This window comes from Clavibacter capsici (assembly GCF_001280205.1).
Lineage (GTDB): Bacteria > Actinomycetota > Actinomycetes > Actinomycetales > Microbacteriaceae > Clavibacter > Clavibacter capsici.
Genome location: NZ_CP012573.1, coordinates 566,195 through 587,312, shown reverse-complemented (window position 1 = coordinate 587,312; position 21,118 = coordinate 566,195). Strand labels below are relative to the sequence as shown.

The following is a 21,118-nucleotide window of genomic DNA, read 5'->3' as shown; positions in this document are numbered from 1 at the left end:
CGACCTCCGGTCAATCGCCGAGGACGAAGCAGGCGCCTTCCTGCCGGAGCATGTCGAACGGAGTGGTGCAGTCGACGCTCAACGCCGCGCACGCATCGGGGATCTTCACCTTGCTCCGGCGCTTCGGTTCCGACCGCTCCATGGTGACCACGGTCGACTGATGTGCGTGCGCATACGCGACGAGCTGATAGTCCGCGACGGAGAGGAACTCCTGCGACGCGGCGTCGGTGTATCCGGCGTCGAGGACCCAGCCCGCCAGCGTCCCGAGGCTGGGAGCGCATGCCTGGTCCATCGAGACGAAGAGACGCGGGTGCGCCTTCGCCCAGTCCGCGAGGTCGTCCTCACCCGCGGCGATCTCGTCGCGGATGGGCACGATGCTCACGAGTTGACCGGCGAGGAACGTCCGCTCGATCCACTGCCAGAACGCCGGCACGAAGTCGAGACCGTAATGCGCGCGATGCGACTGGATGAAGACATTCGCGTCGAGGACGTACATCACGCCACCCCGAGCCTCTCCGCCATCTCCGTGAAGGTCGCATGCTTCCTCGTGCCGAGGAGGCGGAACGCATCCCGGTACAGCGTGCGACCCTCCAAGGTGTCGACGATGACACCACGTGCGAAGGCATGGCCGATATGCCGCAGGTGGGTGTTGTAGTAGTTCCCGCCGTCGCTCCGGCCGTCGACCTCCAGGTCGGCCAGCTCCCGTCCCCGGGCCTCCTCGGCGAGGTAACGCTGACGGAACTCGTCCCACGGGAGCAAGCCCGTGTCGAAGAGCCGGTGCAGCACGACGAGGGCGCTCACCCGGTACCGCGCCGTCAGCAGCTCGATGGATGAGAGCCCCGCGTCACCCTCGAAGGCCTGCTCGAGATCGGCGCGCGGCACGAGCACCTCGGCGGCCACCGCGTTCGCCCACCTCTCCTCGGCGTGGACCCCCGGGGAATCGAGCTCGACGTCGGAGAGAGCGCTACGGCCGGCCCAGACGTGGGCCAGTTCGTGCATGAGCGTGAACAGCTGCGCCGTCTTCGCATCGACGCCGTTGACGAAGACGACCGGGGCACGGCGGTCCGTCAGCGAGAAGCCGCGGAACTCGTCGATCGCGAGCTTCCGATGCGTGTCCGACCCGACGATGCCGGACACCATGACGAGGACGCCCAGCCCCTCGACCAGATCGATGGCGGTGCGGAGGGCATCCCCTCGGCGCCGCGTCTCCACCGTGAACCCCAGTCGGCTCCGGATGGCGGCGGCGACAGCGAGCGGATCCGTGTCGGCATCGACCGAACCCACGAAGGGCAGCTCCGGCTGCCCCCTGTCGCGCGTGTGGTCGCGGAACCAGTCCTGGCGTCGTTGCGCGAGGTGGATGGTGTCGAGGAGCTCCGGGCTCGGCTGCCGCACGCCCGCATCGCCGATGGTGCGGAGGTCCGGGATGGGCACCTCCTCCCGCGGGGGTCGGGGAAGGAAGAGATATCCGAGCGGGACGTGCGCTGCGCGGGCGAACGTCTCCAGCTGTCGGAACGTCGGCGCCTCGTCTCCGTCCGCCCATCGCCGGAACTGCGGGTACTTGGCCGATTCGGGGTCCATGCGGGAACGCTCGAGGGCCCACCCGATCATCTCCGGACGCACCGGTACGTGTGTGACCACGGTGCCCCTCTCGCGCGATGGGTCGAATGTACACAGCGCCGCCGACCGCGGGCAGGACGAGGAGGGCATGTCGCGGCACCGAGCAGGATCGCTCCCCTGTGCAGGAGCCGCCCCCGGCCTACGCTGACGACATGAGCACCGACGCCCGCGCCCCGCGCACCCTGTCCGACCACCGGCCCGAGGACGCGGAGGACCTCACGATCGAGGTCCCGGCGGCGCGGCTGTCGGCGGTGCGCGTGCCCGCCCGCACCGGGGATCCGGCGACTGCTCCCGTCGCGCTGCTCGTGCCGGGCTTCACGGGGTCGAAGGAGGACTTCCTCCCGGTCATGGGCCCGCTCGCGGACCGCGGCTTCACGGTGGTGGCGTTCTCGCAGCGCGGGCAGTGGGGATCCACCGGGCCCGGCCAGGCCGAGCCGCCCGTCGACGCGACCGGCTACGAGCTCGAGACGCTCGGCCAGGACGTGCACCACGTGGTCGACGCGCTCGCGGGCGTCGGCGGATCCGGCGGGCGTCACGTCGCGACGGACGCCGCGCCGGCCGCGCCCCTCGGCCCCGTGCACCTCCTCGGCCACAGCTTCGGCGGCGTCGTCGGACTGCAGGCGCTGATCAGCGACCCGGGCCGCTTCGCCAGCTACACGCACTGGAACTCGGGGCCGCGCAGCCGCGCGGACCGCTCCGAGCAGATCGCCGCCGTCCGCGCCTCGGGCAGCGCCGGGCTCTGGCCGCTGTGGTTCCTGCCCGAGCAGCTCGACGGCGACGACCCCGAGGTGGAGTGGTTCCGCACGCGCCTCGTCGGCACGGCGTCGGCGCAGCTGCTCGGCGCGCTGGAGATCATGCAGGCGCAGACTGACCGCGTCGACGACCTGCGCGCGACCGGCGTCCCGGTGCTCGTCTCCCACGGCGACGCCGACGACGCCTGGCCGCAGGACTGGCAGCGCGACATGGCCGAGCGCGCGGGCGCCCGCTACGAGGTCGTCGCGGACGCGGGCCACTCCGCCCAGGTCGACCAGCCCGAGGCGAGCGCGGACCTGCTCGCGGGCTTCTGGCGGAGCGCGGCCCCGGCGGTGTGAGCCGTGACCCGCGCCGCGCCCCTCAGGACAGCCGGCCGGTGTCCTCCTGGAACCACCGGATCAGCTCGCGGAGCGCCGGCCGGATGCGGTCGTCCGGGCGGTCGCCCTCCAGGTCCTCGAAGGACTCGCGGTAGCCGGGGATCCGCTCGGCGACGCGGGCGTCGTAGCGCGCGAACCCCATCGTCCAGTCGGGGAACTGGCGCTCGGTGATCCGCTCCTCCATGAGCGTGGCGATGCGCCCGTGGCGGTCGTCGGCGAGGATCGCGGCCATGCGCTCCCGGACGTCGTCCTCCTCGCCCTCGATGAGCTGGAGGAAGCGCCCCTCGCGGTGGACGAGCAGGCCGGTGAGCCCGTGGGACTCGTTCGTCGCGCGGCTCTGCGCCAGGAGCTGCGCGAGGTCGACGTCGTCGAAGGACCGCTCGGCGGTGCTGGAGTAGACGATGGAGAGCATGGGTCCTTCCCGGTGCGCGGGGCCGCGCGGCCTGGGGCGGGTCGGGTCCCGCCGCCCCTCCAGTCTGGTCCCCGACGGGCACGGCGACCACATCGTACGGGGACCCGTCGGTCGGCGGATGCCGCGCGGGTCCGTCACGCCCTGTCGTGCAGCGTCACGTGGTAGCCGTCCGGGTCCGCGAACGTGAACGTGCGCCCGAACGGGCCGTCGATGGGCGCGGAGACGATGGTGCGGCCGTCCGCCACGAGCGCGTCGTGGATCCCCTGCACGTCCGTCGCGTGCAGCCACAGGGCCGCGCCGATGCCGGGCTGCGGCGTACCCGCGATGTCGGTGCCGGGGACCACGTCGCGCAGCGCGAACGCGATGGGCGTCGTCGTGAAGACGACGGCGTGCGGGGGTCCGGCGGGCGAGCGCACGAGTCCTAGGTACCGCTCGTAGAAGGCGCGCGAAGCGTCGAGGTCGGTGACCTGGAGCGAGATGAAGTCGGGGCCGGTGACGGGCATGGTGTCTCCTCAGGTCGATGTCAGGTTGCTGACACAGAAGAGCGTATGTCAGAATGCTGACATGAGTCAAGGCGCCGACGGCATCGACCTCCCGACCTCGCTCGGCTACCTCCTGAAGGAGGCGGCGAGCGCGCTGCGGCAGGCGATGGAGGAGGCGCTGCGACCCCTCGGCATGACCATCACGCATTACTCGTGCCTGGAGCTCCTCGCCCAGCGCCCCGGATCCTCGAACTCCGACCTCGCCCGCGGCGCCTTCGTGACGCGCCAGTCCATGAACGTGCTGCTGCAGACCCTCGAGCGCGACGGCATCGTCACGCGGCCGGCGGAGGAGGCGGTCGGCCGGGTGCAGCCGACGCGGCTCACGGCGGCGGGCCGCCGGCAGCTGGCGAAGGCGAGCGCGGCCGTGCGCGCGGTGGAGCTGCGGATGCTCGCCGACCTCGGCGAGGCCGACCGGGAGGCGGCCACGCGGATCCTGCGCAGCATGGTGCGGTCGCTGCGCGCGGAGGGCGCGTGATCGTCAGCTGATCACCTCTCGACGACGAGCCGACGCAGCTCCGCCGACGACACGTACCCGAACCGGTGCAGCTCGCGCCACGCCGCCACGTACTGCTCCTGGCCCATGTCGAGATCCGCCTGGAGGCGCTCGCGGTTAATCGTGCGGGCGTCGGCGCGGCTGAGGAAGCGCGCGAGGTCCGACGCGTCCTGGCCGAGACGCGCGTCGTCGGCCCAGCCCTCGTGGATCAGGGTCAGACCTCGAGGAGGTCGTGCAGCACGACGACCTGCTCGCGCTCCGGACCCACGCCGACGGCGGAGATGCGGGCGCCGCTCATGCGCTCGATCGCCATCACGTAGTCCTGCGCGTTCTTCGGCAGGTCGGCGAACGTGCGGCAGCCCGTGATGTCCTCCTGCCAGCCCGGCAGCTCCTCGTAGATCGGGGTCGCGTGGTGGAAGTCGGACTGCGAGACGGGCACCTCGTCGTGGCGCACGCCGTCGACGTCGTAGGCGACGCACACCGGGATGGTCGCGAGGCCCGAGAGCACGTCGAGCTTGGTGAGCACGAAGTCGGTGACGCCGTTGATGCGGGCCGTGTAGCGCGCGATGGGCGCGTCGTACCAGCCGCAGCGTCGCGGGCGGCCGGTGGTGGTCCCGAACTCGAACCCCTTGGCGCGCAGGTACTCGCCCGACTCGTCGTGGAGCTCCGTGGGGAAGGGACCTGCGCCGACGCGGGTCGTGTACGCCTTGACGACCGCGATGATCCGCTCGAGGCGGTTCGGCGCGACGCCCGAGCCCGTGGCGGCGCCGCCGGACGTGGCGCTCGACGACGTGACGAACGGGTACGTGCCGTGGTCGATGTCGAGCATGGTGGCCTGGCCGGCCTCGAACAGCACGGTCTTGCCCTCGTCGAGCGCGGCGTTCAGCTCGAGCGACGCGTCGCCGACCATGGGGCGCAGGCGCTCGACGTAGGAGAGCAGGCTCTCGACGATCTCCTCGGCCGAGATGGCGCGGCGGTTGTAGATCTTGACGAGCATGTGGTTCTTGGCGTCGAGGGCCGCCTCGACCTTCTGGCGCAGGATGTTCTCGTCGAAGAGGTCCTGGATCCGGATGCCCACGCGGTTGATCTTGTCGGCGTACGTGGGGCCGATGCCGCGGCCGGTGGTGCCGATCTGGCGCTTGCCGAGGAAGCGCTCCGTGACCTTGTCGATGGTGCGGTGGTAGTGCGTGATGACGTGCGCGTTGGCGCTGACGCGCAGCTTCGAGACGTCGACCCCGCGGGCGGCGAGCGCGTCGAGCTCGTGGAACAGCACCTCGATGTCGACGACGACGCCGTTGCCGATGACGGGCACGACGCCCGGCGTGAGGATGCCCGACGGCAGCAGGTGCAGCGCGTACTTCTCGTCGCCGACGACGACCGTGTGGCCGGCGTTGTTGCCGCCGTTGAACTTCACGACGTAGTCGACGCGGCTGCCGAGGAGGTCGGTCGCGCGTCCCTTGCCCTCGTCACCCCACTGGGCTCCGATGATCACTACTGCGGGCATGGCTCACTCCTCGTCGGGGCGGGTCGGTCGGGTCTGGATCGGGTGGCGTGCGGTGGTGCAGGAGGTGCGGTGGGTCAGTCCTGGCCGCGGATGACGATGGCCTCGGTGGGAGGCAGCGCGCCCTGGGTCGCGGCCTCGATGTGGCCGGCGGCCGTGGGATCCGCGTCGCGCAGGAAGGCGGTGAGGCGCGAGACCTCGTCCTCCTCGCCGATGGCGGCGGCCGCGCGGCGGAGCGCGTAGAGGGAGCGGAGGACGCCGCGGTTCGGCTCGTGGCTCCACGGCACGGGGCCCTGGCCCTTCCAGCCGGACTTGCGCAGCGAGTCGAGGCCGCGGTGGTAGCCGACGCGCGCGAAGGCGTACGAGGCGATGCGGTCGCCCTGGATGAAGGCCGAGTCCGCGAGCAGCGCCCAGACGAGCGACGACTGCGGGTGGTCGGCGGCGATGGCACCGAGGGTGTCGTGATCGCCGTCGGCATTCTGGATGCGGGCGGCGACCTCGGGCTCGTCGGCCAGGCGCGTCTCGGGCACGCCGAGCAGGTTCTCTCCAGTCACACTCGATCCTACCAAGGCGGTCCCGCGTGCCCCGAGGGCGGGCGGGATGTCCGCGGACCGACGCGCTCCACGCTGTCAGCCCGCTCACAGCGTCCGCGGAGGGGGATGGAGGGGCACCCAGCGAGAGGACATCCCCATGAAGACCTGGTTCATCACCGGAGCATCCAAGGGCTTCGGCCGCGAGTGGGCGGAGGCGGCGCTGGAGCGCGGCGACCGCGTCGCCGCGACGGCCCGCGACACGTCCACCCTCGACGCGCTCGTCGAGCGGCACGGCGACGCCGTGCTCCCCATCGAGCTCGACGTCACCGACCGCGACGCCGGCATCGCCGCCGTGCAGCAGGCGGCGGAGCGCTTCGGATCGCTCGACGTCGTCGTCAACAACGCGGGCTTCGGCCAGTTCGGCGCGATCGAGGAGATCACCGAGGACGAGGCGCGCGGCCAGTTCGAGACCAACCTGTTCGGCGCGCTGTGGATCACGCAGGCCGCGGTCGAGATCATGCGCGAGCAGCGGTCCGGGCACGTCGTGCAGGTGTCGAGCATCGGCGGCATCAGCGCCTTCACCAACACCGGCATCTACCACGCGTCGAAGTGGGCGCTGGAGGGGCTCAGCCAGTCGCTGGCGCTCGAGGTGGCCGAGTTCGGGATCCACGTGACGCTCGTCGAGCCCGCCGGCTACAGCACCGACTGGTCGGGATCCTCCGCCAAGCGCAGCGACGAGAACCCCGCCTACGACGGCATGCGCGAGCGCCGGGCCGAGGGCTACAAGAAGACGACGCCGGGTGACCCGACGGCGACGCGCGACGCGATCCTCGCCATCGTCGACGCGGAGGAGCCGCCGCTGCGGATCTTCCTCGGCGACGGGCCGCTCGCCATCGCCGAGAAGGACTACGCACAGCGCCTCGAGACCTGGCGCGAGTGGGAGCCGGTCTCGGTCGCGGCGCACGGGAAGAAGGGGTAGCCAGCGCGGGCGCCGACCGGCCCGGCCGTGTCGGCGCCCTCGGGTAGCGTGACGGGCACCGCCGGCAGCCCCGAGGAAGGACCCGCGTGCGCATCCTCCACACGAGCGACTGGCACCTCGGGCGCACCCTCCACGGCGAGGACCTGCACGCGCATCACGCCGCGTTCCTCGACCACCTCGTGGATCTCGTGCGCGAGCGGGAGGTCGACGTGGTGCTCGTCGCGGGCGACGTCTACGACCGCGCGGTGCCCGGGGTGCCGAGCGTGCGGCTGCTCGGGGACGCGCTCGCGCGGCTGAGCGCGCTCGCGACCGTCATCGTCACGCCCGGCAACCACGACTCGGCCGCGCGGCTCGGGTTCGCGTCGGCGCTGCTGCGCGACGGGCTGCGGATCCTCGCGTCGGCCGAGGCGCTCGACGTGCCCGTGGTCATCGACGACGCCGACGGGCCCGTCGCGTTCTACGGGGTGCCGTACCTGGATCCGGACGCCGTGCGCGCGTCGCTCGCCGCGCCCGGCTCCCCTCCTCTCCCCCGCTCGCACGAGGCCGTGCTGGGCGCCGCGATGGACCGCGTGCGCGCGGACGCCGCCGAGCGGCCGGACGCGCGCGTGGTCGTGGTCGCGCACGCGTTCGTCACGGGCGCCGCGCCCAGCGAGAGCGAGCGGGACATCCGCGTGGGCGGGTTCGACCAGGTGCCGGCGTCGGTCTTCCGGGGCGCGGACTACGTGGCACTCGGGCACCTGCACGGGGCGCAGGAGGTGGGGGCGGGATCCGGGCGGCCGCGCATCCGGTACAGCGGCTCGCCGCTCGCGTTCTCGTTCGGGGAGCGGATGCAGCGGAAGTCGAGCGCGCTCGTGGAGCTGGCGGCCGACGGATCCACCGCGGTGGAGCTGATCGACGCGCCCGTCCCGCGGCGGCTCGCGGAGGTCACAGGGACGCTCGCCGAGATCGTCGACGGGCGGCACGCCGACCTCGCCGACGCGTGGCTGCGCGTGCACGTGACCGATCCCGTGCACCCGCCGCACCTCGTCGCGCGCGTGCGGGAGGCGCTGCCGCACGCGCTCGTCGTGCTGCACGAGCCCGAGGGACGCGTCGAGGGCGTCCGGTCGCGCGTGGTCGACGCGACGACGGATCCGCTCGAGGTCGCCGCCGACTTCGTCGCGTACGCGACCGGGGCGCCGCCCACCGAGGCCGAGGCGCTCGTGCTGCGGGAGGCCCACGAGCAGGCCCTGGCCGCGGACCGGAGCGCCTGATGGACCTGCACCGGCTCACGCTCCAGGCCATCGGGCCGTTCGCCGGCGAGCACGTCATCGACCTCGCCGAGCTCGGGCGGTCGGGGCTGTTCCTGCTGGAGGGGCCCACCGGATCCGGCAAGTCGACGCTCATCGACGCCGTCGTGTTCGCGCTCTACGGGTCGCTCGCGAGCGACGGGTCGAGCCGCGACCGCCTGCACAGCCACCACGCGGCACCCGGCGTGGAGCCGTACGTGGAGCTCGTGTTCGAGACGGCCGCGGGGATCCACCGGGTGCGTCGGAGCCCGCAGCACCAGCGCCCGAAGAGGAGCGGCACGGGCACCACGAACCAGAACGCGACGGCGACGCTCGTGCGGCTGTCGTCGCCGGACGCCGACGCGGGCGAGGTCGTCGGCACCAGCACGCAGGAGGTGGGCACGGAGATCGCGCGCATCGTCGGGCTCACGCGCGCGCAGTTCGTGCAGACCGTCGTGCTGCCGCAGGGCGAGTTCGCCGAGTTCCTGCGCTCGACGGGCGAGCAGCGGCGGCTCGTGCTGCAGTCGCTGTTCGGCACGGCGGTGTACGAGCGGACCGCGAGGCAGCTCGCCGAGATGCGCACGGCCGCGAAGGCGCGCACCGACGCCGCCGACGCGAGGGTCGCCGAGGCGCTCACCGGGCTGCGCGAGGCGGCGCGGGTGGATGCGCTCGACGTCGCCGACGCGCCCGACACCGTGCGGCTGCTGGCCGAGCTGGCCGATGCGGCGGAGGCGGCGCGCGAGGAGGACGAGCGGACCCGGCACGACGCGGCGACGGCCCTCGCGGACGCCGAGCGGGTCACCCGGGCGCTCGCCCGGCGACGGGCGCTGATGGAGCGCGAGGCGGCCGTGCAGGACGCGGCCGCGGGGATCCGGGATCTGACGGAGCGCGTGGCGGAGGCGCGGCGCGCGGCGTCGGTCGTCGGCCCGCTCGCGGCCCGCGACAGGTCGGAGGCGGCTCGCCTCGCCGCCGCCGAGGCCGACGACGAGGCCCGCGCGGCGTGCCGGGAGGAGCGGCCGACGCTGGCCGACGCCCCACCCGCGGAGCTCGCCGACCGGCGTGACGCGCTCGTGGCCGAGCTGGCGACGCTGGCCGACGCGGAGGCGCGGGAGCGCGGCCTGCCGCGGCGCGTCGCCGACGTGCGCGCGGCCGAGGACGCCGTCGCGGCGCGCGAGGCGGAGGCGGAGGAGGCGGACGCGGCGCTCGCGGAGCGGCCGGCCGAGCGGATCCCGCTGGTCGAGGCGCGCGACGCCGCCGCGGCCGCCGCGGGCGGGGTCGACGCCGCGCGCGCCGGCCTGGCCGAGGCGGAGGCGACCCGGCGGCGCGTGGACGAGCTGACGGAGCTGGAGGCGCGGATCGCCGCGGCCCGCGCCGCCCTCGACGCGCGCTCCGCCGACGCGACCGCGGCCGTGCAGCGCGAGGCGGAGCTGCGGCAGCGCAAGATCCGGGGGCTGGCGGGCGAGCTGGCGCGGGAGCTCGAGGAGGGCGCGCCCTGCCCCGTGTGCGGCGCCGTCGACCACCCGCGGCCGGCCCCGAGCGCGCCCGGCCACCCCGACGACGAGGAGATCGAGGCGGCCGCCGACGCGCGCGCCCGCGCCGAGCGGGCCCAGGGGGACGCGGTCGCCGCGCTCTCGGCGGCGACCGCGCGGCACGAGGTGGCGCAGGCGGCGCTCGGCGGGATCACGCGCGAGGCCGCCGATGCCGAGGTGGCGGCTCGCGCGACCCTGCTCGCGGACGCCGAGGCGGCAGGCGGCGCGCTGCGCGAGGCGGAGGCGGCGCTCGTGGCGCACGACGCCGGGACGGAGCGGATCCGCGCCCGCCGCGACGACGCCCGGGCGGCGCTCTCCGGGCTCCGCGAGCGCGCGGCCCGGGCCCGCGAGCTCCGCGCGGAGGACGAGGCGGCCGTGCGCGCGGTGCTCGGCGAGGAGGACGCGGGCGGCTCCCGTGTCGCGGCCCTCGTCGCCGACCGGGCCGCGGAGCGCGCCCTCGTCGAGCGCCTCGTCGCCCTCGCCGCGACCCGCGAGCGCACGGCCGCCGACGCCGACGCACGCGCCGCCGAGCTCGTCGAGGCCCTGGCCGCGGGGTCCTTCGCGACCGAGGCCGACGCGCGCGCCGCCGCCCTGCCGCCCGCCGACCTCGAGGCGCACGCCCGCCGGGTCGCCGAGCACGAGCGGGAGCAGGCCGTGGTCGCGGAGGGGCTGGTGGATCCGGACGTCGCGGCGCTCACGGGCGCCGAGGACGCGGATCCCTACGCCGCGCGCGCCGCCCTCGACGCCGCCCAGGCCGCCGCGCGCACCAGCGCCGAGCGCGCCGCCCGCGCCCGCGACCGGGCCGACCGCAGCGCGTCCGCCCTCGCCCGCCACGACGACGCCCGCCGCGAGAGCGCCCGGGCGGGCGACCAGGCGCGCGCCGCGATCCGCATGTCGGAGGTCGCCAACGCGACGACCCCGGAGAACAGCCGCGGCGTCACCCTGGGCACCTACGTGCTGCTGCGCCGCTTCGAGGACGTGGTGCGGGCCGCCAACGCGCGCCTCAGGGTCATGTCGAGCGGCCGCTACGAGCTCGAGGTGAGCGAGGAGCGGGAGGCGACGAGCAGGTCGCGGAAGACGGGGCTCGCGCTGCAGATCCGCGACCACGTCGTCGACCGCGTGCGGGAGCCCGCCAGCTTCTCCGGCGGCGAGACGTTCTACGCGTCCCTCAGCCTCGCGCTCGGCCTCGCCGACGTGGTGCAGGCCGAGGCCGGCGGGCTGCAGCTCGGCACGCTCTTCGTCGACGAGGGGTTCGGCACGCTGGATCCGGAGACGCTCGACGCGGTCATGTCCGAGCTCGGGCGGCTCTCGTCCGACGGCCGCACGGTCGGCATCGTCAGCCACGTCGAGGAGCTGAAGCAGCGCGTGGCCGACCGGATCGAGGTCCGGCGGAGGGCGGACGGGTCGTCGACGCTCACGTCCACGGTCACCGACCCGGCGTGAGGCGGCTCGTGCCGCGCCGCTCGGATCAGCTGAACGGGTCGCGGCGCTTCGCGGCGAGGTGGCGCCGCCAGTAGAAGGTCGCGCCGCCGCCGAGGCCCGCCGCGAGCACGAACGCGACGACGGCCACGATCCCGAGGCCGCCGCCCGTCTGCACGGTGACGAAGCCGAGCGCGACCATCACGAGGCACGAGCGCAGCAGGATGAAGGCCAGGGACCGGTCGCTCGTCATGCGGCGCCTCTCGGTGGTGCGGTGGTGCGGTGGATGCGGGTGGGTGCCGACATGCGCGGACGCCCCGAGCCTAGGCGCCCCGGCCGTGCGGATCCGGTGCGCGGGCGCTAGCGCTCGAGTCCGCTCGGCGCACGCGCCCGGGGGACGCGCCTTCGCTCAGCGGACATCCGCGGAGCGTCGACCCGCTCTCCCACGGGGCCGTGCCGAAGCACCTGGCACCTCCCGGGACCCGCGAGGCGCCTTCCCCGGAGAGCACCATGCATGATGAGCGGGAGGGTGGAGACGAACGACGCCCAGAGACCGCAGGAATGATGACGACCACGCTGACCCCCGCGGGCACGAGGGACCCCTCGCGCCGCCCCCGCACCACCGTCGCCGGAGGCGACGCGAGCCCGGCTCCCATCCGCACCGACGCGTCCGTCGCCGCGTCGCCCCTCGGCACGGGCGCGCTCGACGTCGCGACGGTCCCGACGCTGCCGACGGCCCCGACCGCACCTGTCGTCGCCGTGGCCGCCGAGCCCGACGCGGCACCCGCTCCCGCACCCGCTGCCACCGCGCCGGACCCCTCCCCCGCCTTCCCGGCGCCCGCGGACGCGTCCGCCGCCCCGGCACCGGAGCCGACGGACGCCCCGGCCGAGCCCTTCATCCGCGCCGTCATGTCCGGCGCCGACATCGACGAGGCCACGGCCAGCTTCGGAGCGGTCCTCGAGGGGATCCGCTTCGCCCCCGACCGCCGCACGAACGCCTTCTCCTACCGGTACGCGATCCTCGGCGGCGAGCGCGTCACCCTCCGCACGTCCCGCATCACGGGCACCCAGTGGGCCGAGAGCCCGCAGCGCCCGGAGCACGTCGTCACCTGGTTCCTCGAAGGGCGGATGACCGTGGACCGCGGATCCCGTGCCGTCTCCTCCCAGGGCCAGCTCCCGTTCCTCTTCCCCACCGGCCGCCCGTTCCAGTACCAGGCGAGCGCGACCCGGCAGAACTGCGTGCACCTCGACGCCGGCTTCCTCGAGCAGACCGCGACCGAGTTCCACCACGGCCCCGCCCGCCCGCTCCTGTTCGAGCACCGCAGCGTGCCGACCGCCGAGACCGCGGCCGTGTGGCGCCGCGCGGTGGCCGCCGCCGCGCCCGTCCTCACGGACCCCGACGCGTCGCCCCTGATGCGTCTCGAGGCCGACCTGGCGCTCGCCCGTGCCACGCTCCGCCTGTTCCCGTGGGACGACGTCGAGCTCCCCGACGAGCTCCGCGCGCCCCGCATGGCCCACATCCGCGTGGCCGTGGAGTACCTGCACCACAACGCGCACCTGCCGATCACGCCCGCCGAGGCCGCGGCCGCCGCGGGGATCTCGACGCGCGTCCTCCAGCTGGCCCTCCGCCGCCACCATGGCCAGACGCCCACCGAGTACCTGCGCGGGATCCGCCTCCGCCGGGTGCGCGCGGAGCTCCTGGACGCGACGCCCGCCACCACGACCGTCCGCAGCGTGGCCGAGCGGTGGGGATTCGCGCACCTGGGCCGGTTCGCGGCGTCGTTCGCGAGCGCGTTCGGCGAGCTGCCGAGCGAGACCCTGCGGAGCTGACCGGGGCGCCGGCCGCTCCCCGGGCTGGGAGCTCGCCCGGCTAAGTTGCACACGCGTGTGCAGGATCGTTAGCCTGGTCGCATGACCTCCCTCGCCTCCGCTCGCGCGCCCCGCAAGGACGCCGCGACGAACCGCCAGGCCCTCGTCGACGCGGCCGTGGTCGCGCTCGACCGCGACCCGGACGCCTCCCTCGAGACCATCGCGACCGCCGCCGGGCTCAGCCGCCGCGCCGTCTACGGGCACTTCGCCACGCGCGACGACCTGGTGCGCGAGGTGCTCCAGCGCGGCGCCCGGCGCATCGTCGAGGCGCTGGCGGGGATCACCCACGAGGACAGCCGGATCCACGTGGCCCTCATCGGCGCGCGCCTCTGGGCCGAGGTCGAGCAGGTGCGCGTGATGGCGCGGGTCGCCGTGCGCGGCCCGCTCGCGCGCGAGGTCGGCGTCGAGCTGGCGCCGCTGCGGGCCGAGCTGCAGCGCGTGGTCGAGCGCGGGATCGCCGCGGGCGAGCTGCGCGGCGACATCCCCGCGGCCACGCTCGCGCGCCTGGTCGAGGGCGGCGCGCTCGCGGTGCTCGACGAGGCGACGCGCAGCGACATCGGCCGCGCCGAGGGCCACTCCCTCGTGATCCTCACCTCCCTCGCCCTCTGCGGCCTCGACTGGCGCGCGGCCGGCGACCTCATCGCCGCCACCCCCGAGCTCCGCGAGGTCACGCCCCGCAGCGCGGAGGCGGCGTCGTGATCGTCACCCTGACCGACGCGCGCGTCGGCGACGGCCCCGCGCCCGCCCTGCCCGCCATCTCCCTCTCCTACGGCGGCGCGGATCCCGTGGTCGCGGTCGCCGAGACCGAGCTGCGGCCGACCGTGCTCTCGCTCGTCGCGTCCGGCCGCATGCGCATCGACGGCGGATCCCTCGCCCTCGACGGCGACGACTCCGCGGGCGTCGCCCCGCGCATCGCCGAGCGGGTCGCGCTCGTCGACACCCCGCGCATCAACGAGCCCGCCGACGACGTCACCCTCCGCGCGGTCGTGGCCGAGGAGCTCGCGCTCGCCGGGCACCGCTCCGGCCGGCACGAGGTCGGCGTGATCCTCGACGACCAGCAGCTGGCCGACCTCGCGCGCGCCCCCTTCTCCGCGGTCCCCGCGGTCGCCCGCATCCGGCTGCTCACGACGCTCGCCGCCTCGCGCGACGGCGTCGAGGCCGTCGTCGTCACCTCGCCCGAGCGGCACGGCGGCGCGGTCGGCGAGTGGATGCGCGTGCTCCGCGTCCTCGCCCGATCCGGCACCGGCGTCCTCGTCGTCACGAGCGAGGCCGCCGCCGAGGCGATCGCCGCGCTCCCCGCGGACGACGCGATCGCCACCCCCGACTCCCCCACCCCCTCGATCGACGGAACGCAGACCCGATGAGACTGATCCCCCTGGTGCGCGCCGAGCTGACGCGCCTCACCGCCACCACCATGTCGAAGATCGCGCTCGTCGCGCTCGTGCTGGTGCCCGTGCTCTACGGCGGCCTGTACCTCTGGGCGAACCAGGATCCGTACAGCAGCCTCGACCGGGTCCCCGCCGCGCTCGTCGTGGCCGACCAGGGCGCCACGGTCGACGGGAAGCCGGTCGACTACGGCACCGACGTCGCGAAGGACGTGCTCGACGACGCCTCCTTCGACTGGCACGAGGTCTCCTCGGCCGAGGCGCGCACGGGCCTCGAGGACGGCACCTACGACTTCACGCTGACGATCCCGTCCGGCTTCTCCGCGGCGCTCACGTCGTCCTCGGGCACGGATCCGCAGCAGGCCCGCGTGGTCATGGCCACCGACGACGCCAACAGCTACCTCGCCACCACCATCGCGCAGCAGGCGGGCGCGCGGATCACGAAGTCGGTCGCCTCGCGCGTCGGCACCGAGGCCGCGGGCAAGCTCCTCCTCGGGCTCGCGGACGTGCGCTCGAGCCTCGGCGACGCGGCGTCCGGCGCGCAGCAGCTCGTCGACGGGACCGCGACCGCGCGCTCCGGCGCCGACGCGCTGGCGGACGGGAACGCGGAGCTCGCGACGGGCGCCGACACGCTCGCGTCCGGCCTCGGGCAGCTCCGCACGGGCACGGCGCAGCTGCCGGCGCAGACGCAGAGGCTCGCGACCGGGGCCGACCAGGTCGCCTCCGGCGCCGCGACGCTCTCCGGCGGTGCGGACGACCTCGCGAAGGGCGCCGCCGCGCTCACGCCGGGCGCGCAGAAGGTCGCATCGGGCGCGCGGCAGGTGGCGGACGGGAACGCGCAGATCGCGGCGCTCGGATCGACCGCGACCTCGGGCGTCGACCAGCTCGCCGGGCGCGTGCCGACGATCCGCGCCGCCATCCAGCAGCGCATGGCGGACGCCGGGATCCCGCAGGCCGACATCGACGCGGCCCTCCAGAAGCTCGACGCGCTCGGCACCGACATCACGGGCGCCGCGGGGAAGGCCGACGGCCTGGACGCGCAGCTCCAGAAGCTCGCGACCGGCAGCGAGCAGGTCGCCCAGGGCAGCGCGCAGGTCGCCGACGGCGCCGGGAGGCTGCAGACCGGATCCGCCGCGCTCGCGACGGGAGCGGGCACGCTCTCCTCGGGCAGCCGTCAGGTCGCCGACGGTGCCGACGCGCTCGCGAAGGCGTCCCCCGCCCTCGCCGACGGCATCGCGAAGGCCGCCGACGGCAGCGCGACCCTCGCGACCGGCGCGCACTCCGCGTCCGACGGCGCCACCTCGCTCGCGACCGGCCTCGGCACGCTGCAGGACGGCACGACGAAGCTCCGCGACGGCCTCGACTCGGGGCTCGACCAGATCCCCGCGTCCACCGAGGCGCAGCGCGGCGCGCAGGCCGACACGATCGGCGACCCGGTCGCCCTCCGCCAGGACGCCGTGACCCAGGCCGGCGAGTACGGCGCCGGGCTCGCGCCGTTCTTCATCAGCCTCGCCGCGTGGATCGGGATCTACGCCCTGTTCCTCATCGTGAAGCCGCTGTCGCGCCGCGCGATCACGGCCCGCAAGGCGCCGCTGCGGATCACGCTCGCGGGCTGGCTGACGCCGGCGCTCCTCGGCGTCGTGCAGATGGCCGGGCTCTACGCGATCGTCGCGGGGGCGCTCGGCTTCCGCATCGCCCACCCGCTCGCCATGTACGGGACGATGGTGCTCGCCTCCATCACGTTCGCGGCGATCATCCTCGCGCTCAACGTGCTGCTCGGCAGCGTCGGCCAGTTCCTCGGCCTCGTGCTCATGGTCGTGCAGCTCGTGACCGCGGGCGGCACGTTCCCCTGGCAGACGCTCCCCGGGCCGCTCGCCGCGCTGCACCACGTGCTGCCGATGAGCTTCGCGGTGGATGCGCTCCGGCAGCTCATGTACGGCGGCGACCTCGGCAAGGCCGCGATGGACGCCGGCGTGCTCGCGCTGTGGCTGGTCGCGGGGCTCGCGGTGGCGCTGGCCGGGGCGATCCGGATCACCTCGCACCGCACGCTGCGGGACCTGCGGCCGTCGCTCATCGGGTAGAGCGCGCACGGCGGGACGCGCGGCAGGCCTAGCCTTCGCGCGACCCGCCCCTCACGGGATGGCGCGCCGTGCGCCTGGCGGGTCGCCATCCGAGAGGAACCCCGTGCCATCACGAACCGCTGCCCGCACCCTCGCCCTCACCGCCGTCGTCGCCGGCACGCTCGCGGCGGTGACGCTCGCCGGGCCCGCCGCCCTGGCCGCCCATCCGCCCGCCGCCGCGACCACGAGGCATCCCGCATCCGCCTCCGCCACCGGCGCGACGGGCGACCGCCGCACCGTCACCGAGCCCGTCTCCCCCGCCACCACCTGCGCGACCGTCGCCGCGCAGCTCGACATGCCGGACCGCTCCGCGTCCGCCGCGGACGAGGCCGCGGCGCCCGACACCGCCCGCATCCAGGCCGCGCTCGACTCCTGCGCGCAGTCCGGCACCGCCGTCGTGTCCGTGCGGCTGGCCTCCTCGAGCCGGGGCGCGAGCTTCCTCAGCGGGCCGCTGCAGCTGCGCCAGGGCGAGACGCTGGTGCTGGATCCCGCGGTCACCCTCTTCGGGTCCAGGAACCCCGCCGACTACCAGGTCCCGAAGGGGCCGAGGTGCGGCACCATCGGCGGATCCGGCAAGGGCTGCGCGGCGCTGATCACCGCGACCGCGCCGCACGCGGGCGTCGCCTCCCGCGGCGGCCTCGACGCCCGCCGCGGACGCGTCGACGGGCGCGGGGACCACGCGATCCTCGGCGGCACGACGACCTGGTGGCAGCTCTCCGACCAGGCCCGTGCGGGCGGCTCGCAGAACGAGCCCCGGCTGATCCAGGCCACCGGCGCCGACGACTTCACGCTCCACGACGTCGACCTCGTCGACGCCCCCAAGTTCCACGTGTCCTTCCAGGACGCCGACGGCTTCACGGCGTGGGGCGTGCGGATCCAGACGCCCGCCACCGCCCGCAACACGGACGGCATCGACCCGGCGGGCGCGACCGACGTGACCATCGCGCACTCGTACGTCTCGGACGGCGATGACGGGATCGCGATCAAGGGCGGCACGAGCGCGTCGAGCCACATCAGCATCATCGACAGCCACTTCTACGGCACGCACGGCATCTCGATCGGGAGCGAGGTGACCGCCGGCGTGAGCGACGTGCTCGTCACGGGATCCACCGTCTCGGGCACCGATGCCTACGGCACCGCGAGCCCCTCCAGCGCCGGCGTGCGCATCAAGAGCAACCCGCTGGTGGGCGGCCCGGTCACGGGCGTGACCTACCGCGACGTCTGCCTCAGCCGCACCCAGGCGCCGGTGGTGTTCGACACGCACTACGCGGGCGGCACCGGCAGCGCGATCCCGTCCTTCAGCGACATCGTGGTCGACGGCCTCCGCGCCGTGGACTCCCCGTCGAAGGCCGTCTCGACGCTCGCCGGGTACGACGACGACCACCGGCTCGGCGTCTCGCTCTCCCGCGTCGCCGTCGACGCGCCGTCCGTCACGGCCGCCTACGCGGACATCGCCACGGCGGGCGCGACCTTCGGCGGATCCCCGCTCACCTCGAAGCGGGCGGACGTGCACGTCACCGCCTCGGCGAGCGCGGGTGCCGCGCCCACGTGCGCGTTCCCGGCGTTCCCGCTCCTGTCGGGGCTCGCCCCCACCGCGCCCTGACACCGCCCGCTGGAGCGCCGGGTGCGAGCCGCATCCCGCGGGTCGGATCAGGCCAGGCGCTCCAGCGGGTTCTCCGCCAGCTTCCGCACGAGGCCGCCGTCGACGAGCCGGCGCGCGGCGGTCTCGGGCTTCCGCTCCGCCTGGTCGACGACGCACGCGCCGAACTCCGCGGCGAGCGCGCCGCGCGGGTGCGCCCGCAGCACCTCGCGCAGGTACCCCTCGGGCAGCGCGTCGGGTCGGGCGCCCGAGATGTCGAGGCCGGTCGCGATCTCCAGGAGGTGCCCCTCGACGTCGAGCGCCGGATCCACCGCGGGCCAGTTGTGCCGCACGATCACGTCGAGCACGCGCTGCCGGCGCTCCGCGGGCCAGCCGGCGCCGGCCGTGAGCGCGACGCCCACGTGCCCGCCCGCGTGCTCGTAGGACACGGTGCGGTTGTCGAACTCGGCGACCGTGCCCATGTCGTGCAGCACGGCCGCGACGTAGAGGAGCTCGTGGTCGACGTCCGCCCGCCCCTCGACCGCGGCGAACCCCTCCGCCCACAGCCAGGAGCGGATCCCGTGGGCCGTGATGGCGGCGGACTGGTACGAGGTCGCGAGCTCGAGGGCCCCGCGGGCGGCGGCCGTGTCGGGCACGGGGAAGTCGGCGATGCGCATGGCCCATGCTGGCATGCGGCGGGACCGCCGTCGCATCCGCGCCGGGCCGGACCGAGCAGGTGGCGAACGCGAGCCGCACGTGCCGCCGAGCGTCCACCGGGCCGCCGCACGGCATTCACCCGCCCGTCCTACCGTGATCGTCCGTGACCCAGGACCCGAACCCGACTCCCCCGTCCGCGCTCTCCCGGCGCGGCTTCCTCATCACGAGCGGCGCCGCCGGTGCGCTCGGCGTGGCCGGCCTCGGCGGGGCGCTCCCCGCCGACGCGGCCACCGGCGCCGACGTCGCGGACAGCGCGAAGGCGAAGGCGCCCGCCGCGCAGCAGGGATCCGGCGCCCGCTGGAAGCCCGACACCGCGTCGCCCCGCTTCACGATCGCCGTGCTGCCGGACACCCAGTACCTCTTCGACGGCGCCGCCATCCACCCCGAGCCGCTCGAGGCGTCGCTCCGGTACGTGCTCGCCGAGCGCGACCGGCACAACATCGTCTTCCTCGCCCACCTCGGCGACGTGACGCAGAACGGCGCCGCCGACGAGATCCAGGCGGCGAGCGCGCAGTTCACGCTGCTCGACAGGGCGGGTGCCGCGTGGAGCGTGCTCGCCGGCAACCACGACGTCCCCGGCGACAGCGACGACCAGCGCGGCCGCACCCCCTACCTCGACGCGTTCGGCCCGAAGCGGTTCCGGAGGTCGCCGAGCTACCGCGGATCCAGCCCCGACGGCTACAACTCGTTCCACACCTTCACGGCGGGCGGGCGCGACTGGCTCGTCCTCGCGCTCGACTGGCGCACGAGCGCCCGCGGCGTCGACTGGGCACGCGGTGTGCTGGCGGCGCACCCGACGCTGCCGGTGATCCTCACGGCGCACGACATCGTCGACTCGAAGCCCGACGGATCCGCCGTGCTCGACGACTACGGCCGTGGCCTCTGGGACTCCTTCATCTCCCAGCACGACCAGATCTTCCTCACCCTCAACGGGCACTACTGGAAGCCCGGCCGCACCACGATGGAGAACCGCGCGGGCCACGACGTCGACCTGCACCTCGTGAACTACCAGGACCGCTACTACGGCGGCGCCGCGATGATCCGGCTCTACCACGTGGACCTCGAGCGGAACGCGATCGACGTCGAGACGCTGTCACCGTTCATCCTGGGCGGCGGCCTCGGCACGGGCAACGAGCTCGCGGACGAGGAGGCGCAGCTGTCGGGCGACGTCGACCGCTTCACGGTGAGCGTCGACTTCGAGCAGCGGTTCGCGGGCTTCGCGCCCGTGCCCGTGCGCGCCGCCCGGCCCGCCGCCCAGATGCTCGTGCCGGGCACGGTCGCGTACTGGCGCTTCGACGGGCACGCCGACGGATCCGCGCTCGGCACCGGCACGCGCATCCCCGACGCCTCCGGCCACGGCAACGACCTCGTGGTCGCGGGCCGCGCGGGTGCGGCGCCCGGGTCGCTGCGCTTCTCCGCCGAGCACCACGACGACTCGCCGAGCGCCGGCAGCCTGACGCTCACGGGCGGCAAGGCGTCCGGCGACCACCTCCGCACGGTCGACGGCGCCCCGCTCGACGCCGCGACCTTCCGCCAGGGCTACACGTTCGAGGCGTACCTGCGGATCCCCGAGGGCTACGGCGGCGGCGACGCCTGGAGCTCGATCATCTCCCAGTCGGCCTCTGCGAAGGACGCCGGCAAGGCGACCGCCTCGGGCGACCCGGACGAGCCGGCCGTCGTGCTCACCGTCTCCGGGAGCCGCGAGATGCAGTGGTGCGTCTACCCGACCAGCCAGGACGGATCGCTCACCAACTGGTCGCACGAGCTGCCGGCGGGCACGTGGTGGCACGTCGCCGTGGTCAACGACAGCCAGCACACGACCATGTACGTCGACGGCAACCCCGTCGTGCGGAACCCCACGACGCCGAACCGCGGCCTCGCGTCCGCCGGGAGGTCGTGGCTGGTCGGCGGCAACCTCTACGGCGGGAAGCTCGACCACGTGTTCCCGGGATCCATCGGCGACGTGCGCATCGTGGAGCGCGCGCTGAAGCCCTCGGAGTTCATGAACGCGTAGGGACCACGGAGGGC

Annotated in this window: 19 protein-coding genes; 11 read left to right on the top strand and 8 right to left on the bottom strand. The window is 74.8% G+C overall.

Annotation, left to right across the window (positions count from 1 at the left end; translation table 11 throughout):
- Nucleotides 1–10: 10 nt before the first annotated feature.
- Together AES38_RS02970 and AES38_RS02965 are read right to left on the bottom strand one after the other, a co-directional pair.
- On the bottom strand, nt 11–496 hold the full coding sequence (locus AES38_RS02970; protein WP_053775637.1) for a DUF4411 family protein: 486 nt from the start codon (nt 494–496) through the stop codon (nt 11–13).
- Nucleotides 496–1,707: a DUF8813 domain-containing protein gene (locus AES38_RS02965; RefSeq protein ID WP_244629219.1), complete on the bottom strand. Its 1,212-nt coding sequence runs from the start codon at nt 1,705–1,707 to the stop codon at nt 496–498. Before AES38_RS02965 ends, AES38_RS02970 begins: the two co-directional genes overlap by 1 nt.
- A 62-nt stretch (nt 1,708–1,769) precedes the next feature.
- Between AES38_RS02965 and AES38_RS02960 the strand changes: the two genes are divergently transcribed.
- Nucleotides 1,770–2,708, top strand: coding sequence for an alpha/beta fold hydrolase (locus AES38_RS02960; RefSeq protein WP_053775636.1), 939 nt, complete (start codon nt 1,770–1,772; stop codon nt 2,706–2,708).
- A gap of 22 nt (nt 2,709–2,730) precedes the next feature.
- Here AES38_RS02960 and AES38_RS02955 read toward each other — a convergent pair whose 3' ends face one another.
- Nucleotides 2,731–3,159 (bottom strand): BLUF domain-containing protein, encoded by a 429-nt coding sequence (locus tag AES38_RS02955; protein ID WP_053773715.1) that lies wholly within the window; start codon nt 3,157–3,159, stop codon nt 2,731–2,733.
- 134 nt (nt 3,160–3,293) lie between these two features.
- On the bottom strand, nt 3,294–3,662 hold the full coding sequence (locus AES38_RS02950; protein ID WP_053773714.1) for a VOC family protein: 369 nt from the start codon (nt 3,660–3,662) through the stop codon (nt 3,294–3,296).
- 61 nt (nt 3,663–3,723) lie between these two features.
- On the opposite strand from AES38_RS02950, the gene AES38_RS02945 reads away from it, so the two are divergent.
- The gene (locus AES38_RS02945) at nt 3,724–4,176 is read left to right on the top strand and encodes a MarR family winged helix-turn-helix transcriptional regulator (protein ID WP_053773713.1); all 453 of its coding nucleotides are present in this window, start codon (nt 3,724–3,726) and stop codon (nt 4,174–4,176) included.
- Between the two features lie 232 nt (nt 4,177–4,408).
- On the opposite strand, the gene AES38_RS02940 is transcribed toward AES38_RS02945, so the two are convergent.
- Entirely contained in the window at nt 4,409–5,698 is a 1,290-nt protein-coding gene (locus AES38_RS02940; RefSeq protein WP_053773712.1) for an adenylosuccinate synthase, read from the bottom strand.
- A 74-nt stretch (nt 5,699–5,772) separates the two neighbouring features.
- A complete protein-coding gene (locus AES38_RS02935; protein WP_053773711.1) occupies nt 5,773–6,249 on the bottom strand; it encodes a DUF3151 domain-containing protein in 477 nt (158 codons plus the stop codon).
- A gap of 136 nt (nt 6,250–6,385) precedes the next feature.
- On the opposite strand from AES38_RS02935, the gene AES38_RS02930 reads away from it, so the two are divergent.
- From AES38_RS02930 to AES38_RS02920, 3 genes are all read left to right on the top strand, one after another.
- Nucleotides 6,386–7,207 (top strand): SDR family oxidoreductase, encoded by an 822-nt coding sequence (locus AES38_RS02930; protein WP_053773710.1) that lies wholly within the window; start codon nt 6,386–6,388, stop codon nt 7,205–7,207.
- Between the two features lie 86 nt (nt 7,208–7,293).
- Nucleotides 7,294–8,457 carry an exonuclease SbcCD subunit D gene (locus AES38_RS02925; RefSeq protein WP_053773709.1) on the top strand — a complete coding sequence of 388 codons (1,164 nt, stop codon included), beginning with the start codon at nt 7,294–7,296 and terminating at the stop codon, nt 8,455–8,457.
- Entirely contained in the window at nt 8,457–11,444 is a 2,988-nt protein-coding gene (locus AES38_RS02920; protein WP_053773708.1) for an AAA family ATPase, read from the top strand. Before AES38_RS02925 ends, AES38_RS02920 begins: the two co-directional genes overlap by 1 nt.
- 25 nt (nt 11,445–11,469) lie before the next feature.
- Here the strand turns inward: AES38_RS02920 and AES38_RS02915 are convergent, their stop codons facing one another.
- Entirely contained in the window at nt 11,470–11,673 is a 204-nt protein-coding gene (locus AES38_RS02915; protein ID WP_043671955.1) for a hypothetical protein, read from the bottom strand.
- 311 nt (nt 11,674–11,984) lie between these two features.
- Between AES38_RS02915 and AES38_RS02910 the strand changes: the two genes are divergently transcribed.
- The 5 genes from AES38_RS02910 (at nt 11,985) to AES38_RS02890 (ending at nt 18,397) form a co-directional block, all read left to right on the top strand.
- Nucleotides 11,985–13,250, top strand: a complete 1,266-nt coding sequence (locus AES38_RS02910; protein WP_053773707.1) for an AraC family transcriptional regulator — start codon at nt 11,985–11,987, stop codon at nt 13,248–13,250.
- An 81-nt stretch (nt 13,251–13,331) separates the two neighbouring features.
- Nucleotides 13,332–13,988: a TetR/AcrR family transcriptional regulator gene (locus AES38_RS02905; protein WP_053773706.1), complete on the top strand. Its 657-nt coding sequence runs from the start codon at nt 13,332–13,334 to the stop codon at nt 13,986–13,988.
- Complete coding sequence (locus tag AES38_RS02900; protein ID WP_053773705.1) at nt 13,985–14,653, top strand: hypothetical protein; 669 nt, start codon at nt 13,985–13,987, stop codon at nt 14,651–14,653. Before AES38_RS02905 ends, AES38_RS02900 begins: the two co-directional genes overlap by 4 nt.
- On the top strand, nt 14,650–16,755 hold the full coding sequence (locus tag AES38_RS02895) for a YhgE/Pip family protein (protein WP_053773704.1): 2,106 nt from the start codon (nt 14,650–14,652) through the stop codon (nt 16,753–16,755). Before AES38_RS02900 ends, AES38_RS02895 begins: the two co-directional genes overlap by 4 nt.
- 103 nt (nt 16,756–16,858) lie before the next feature.
- On the top strand, nt 16,859–18,397 hold the full coding sequence (locus AES38_RS02890; protein WP_053773703.1) for a glycoside hydrolase family 28 protein: 1,539 nt from the start codon (nt 16,859–16,861) through the stop codon (nt 18,395–18,397).
- A gap of 47 nt (nt 18,398–18,444) precedes the next feature.
- Here the strand turns inward: AES38_RS02890 and AES38_RS02885 are convergent, their stop codons facing one another.
- Entirely contained in the window at nt 18,445–19,065 is a 621-nt protein-coding gene (locus AES38_RS02885) for an HD domain-containing protein (protein WP_174775882.1), read from the bottom strand.
- 128 nt (nt 19,066–19,193) lie between these two features.
- Between AES38_RS02885 and AES38_RS02880 the strand changes: the two genes are divergently transcribed.
- Nucleotides 19,194–21,104, top strand: coding sequence for a LamG-like jellyroll fold domain-containing protein (locus AES38_RS02880; RefSeq protein WP_053773701.1), 1,911 nt, complete (start codon nt 19,194–19,196; stop codon nt 21,102–21,104).
- Nucleotides 21,105–21,118: the final 14 nt, after the last annotated feature.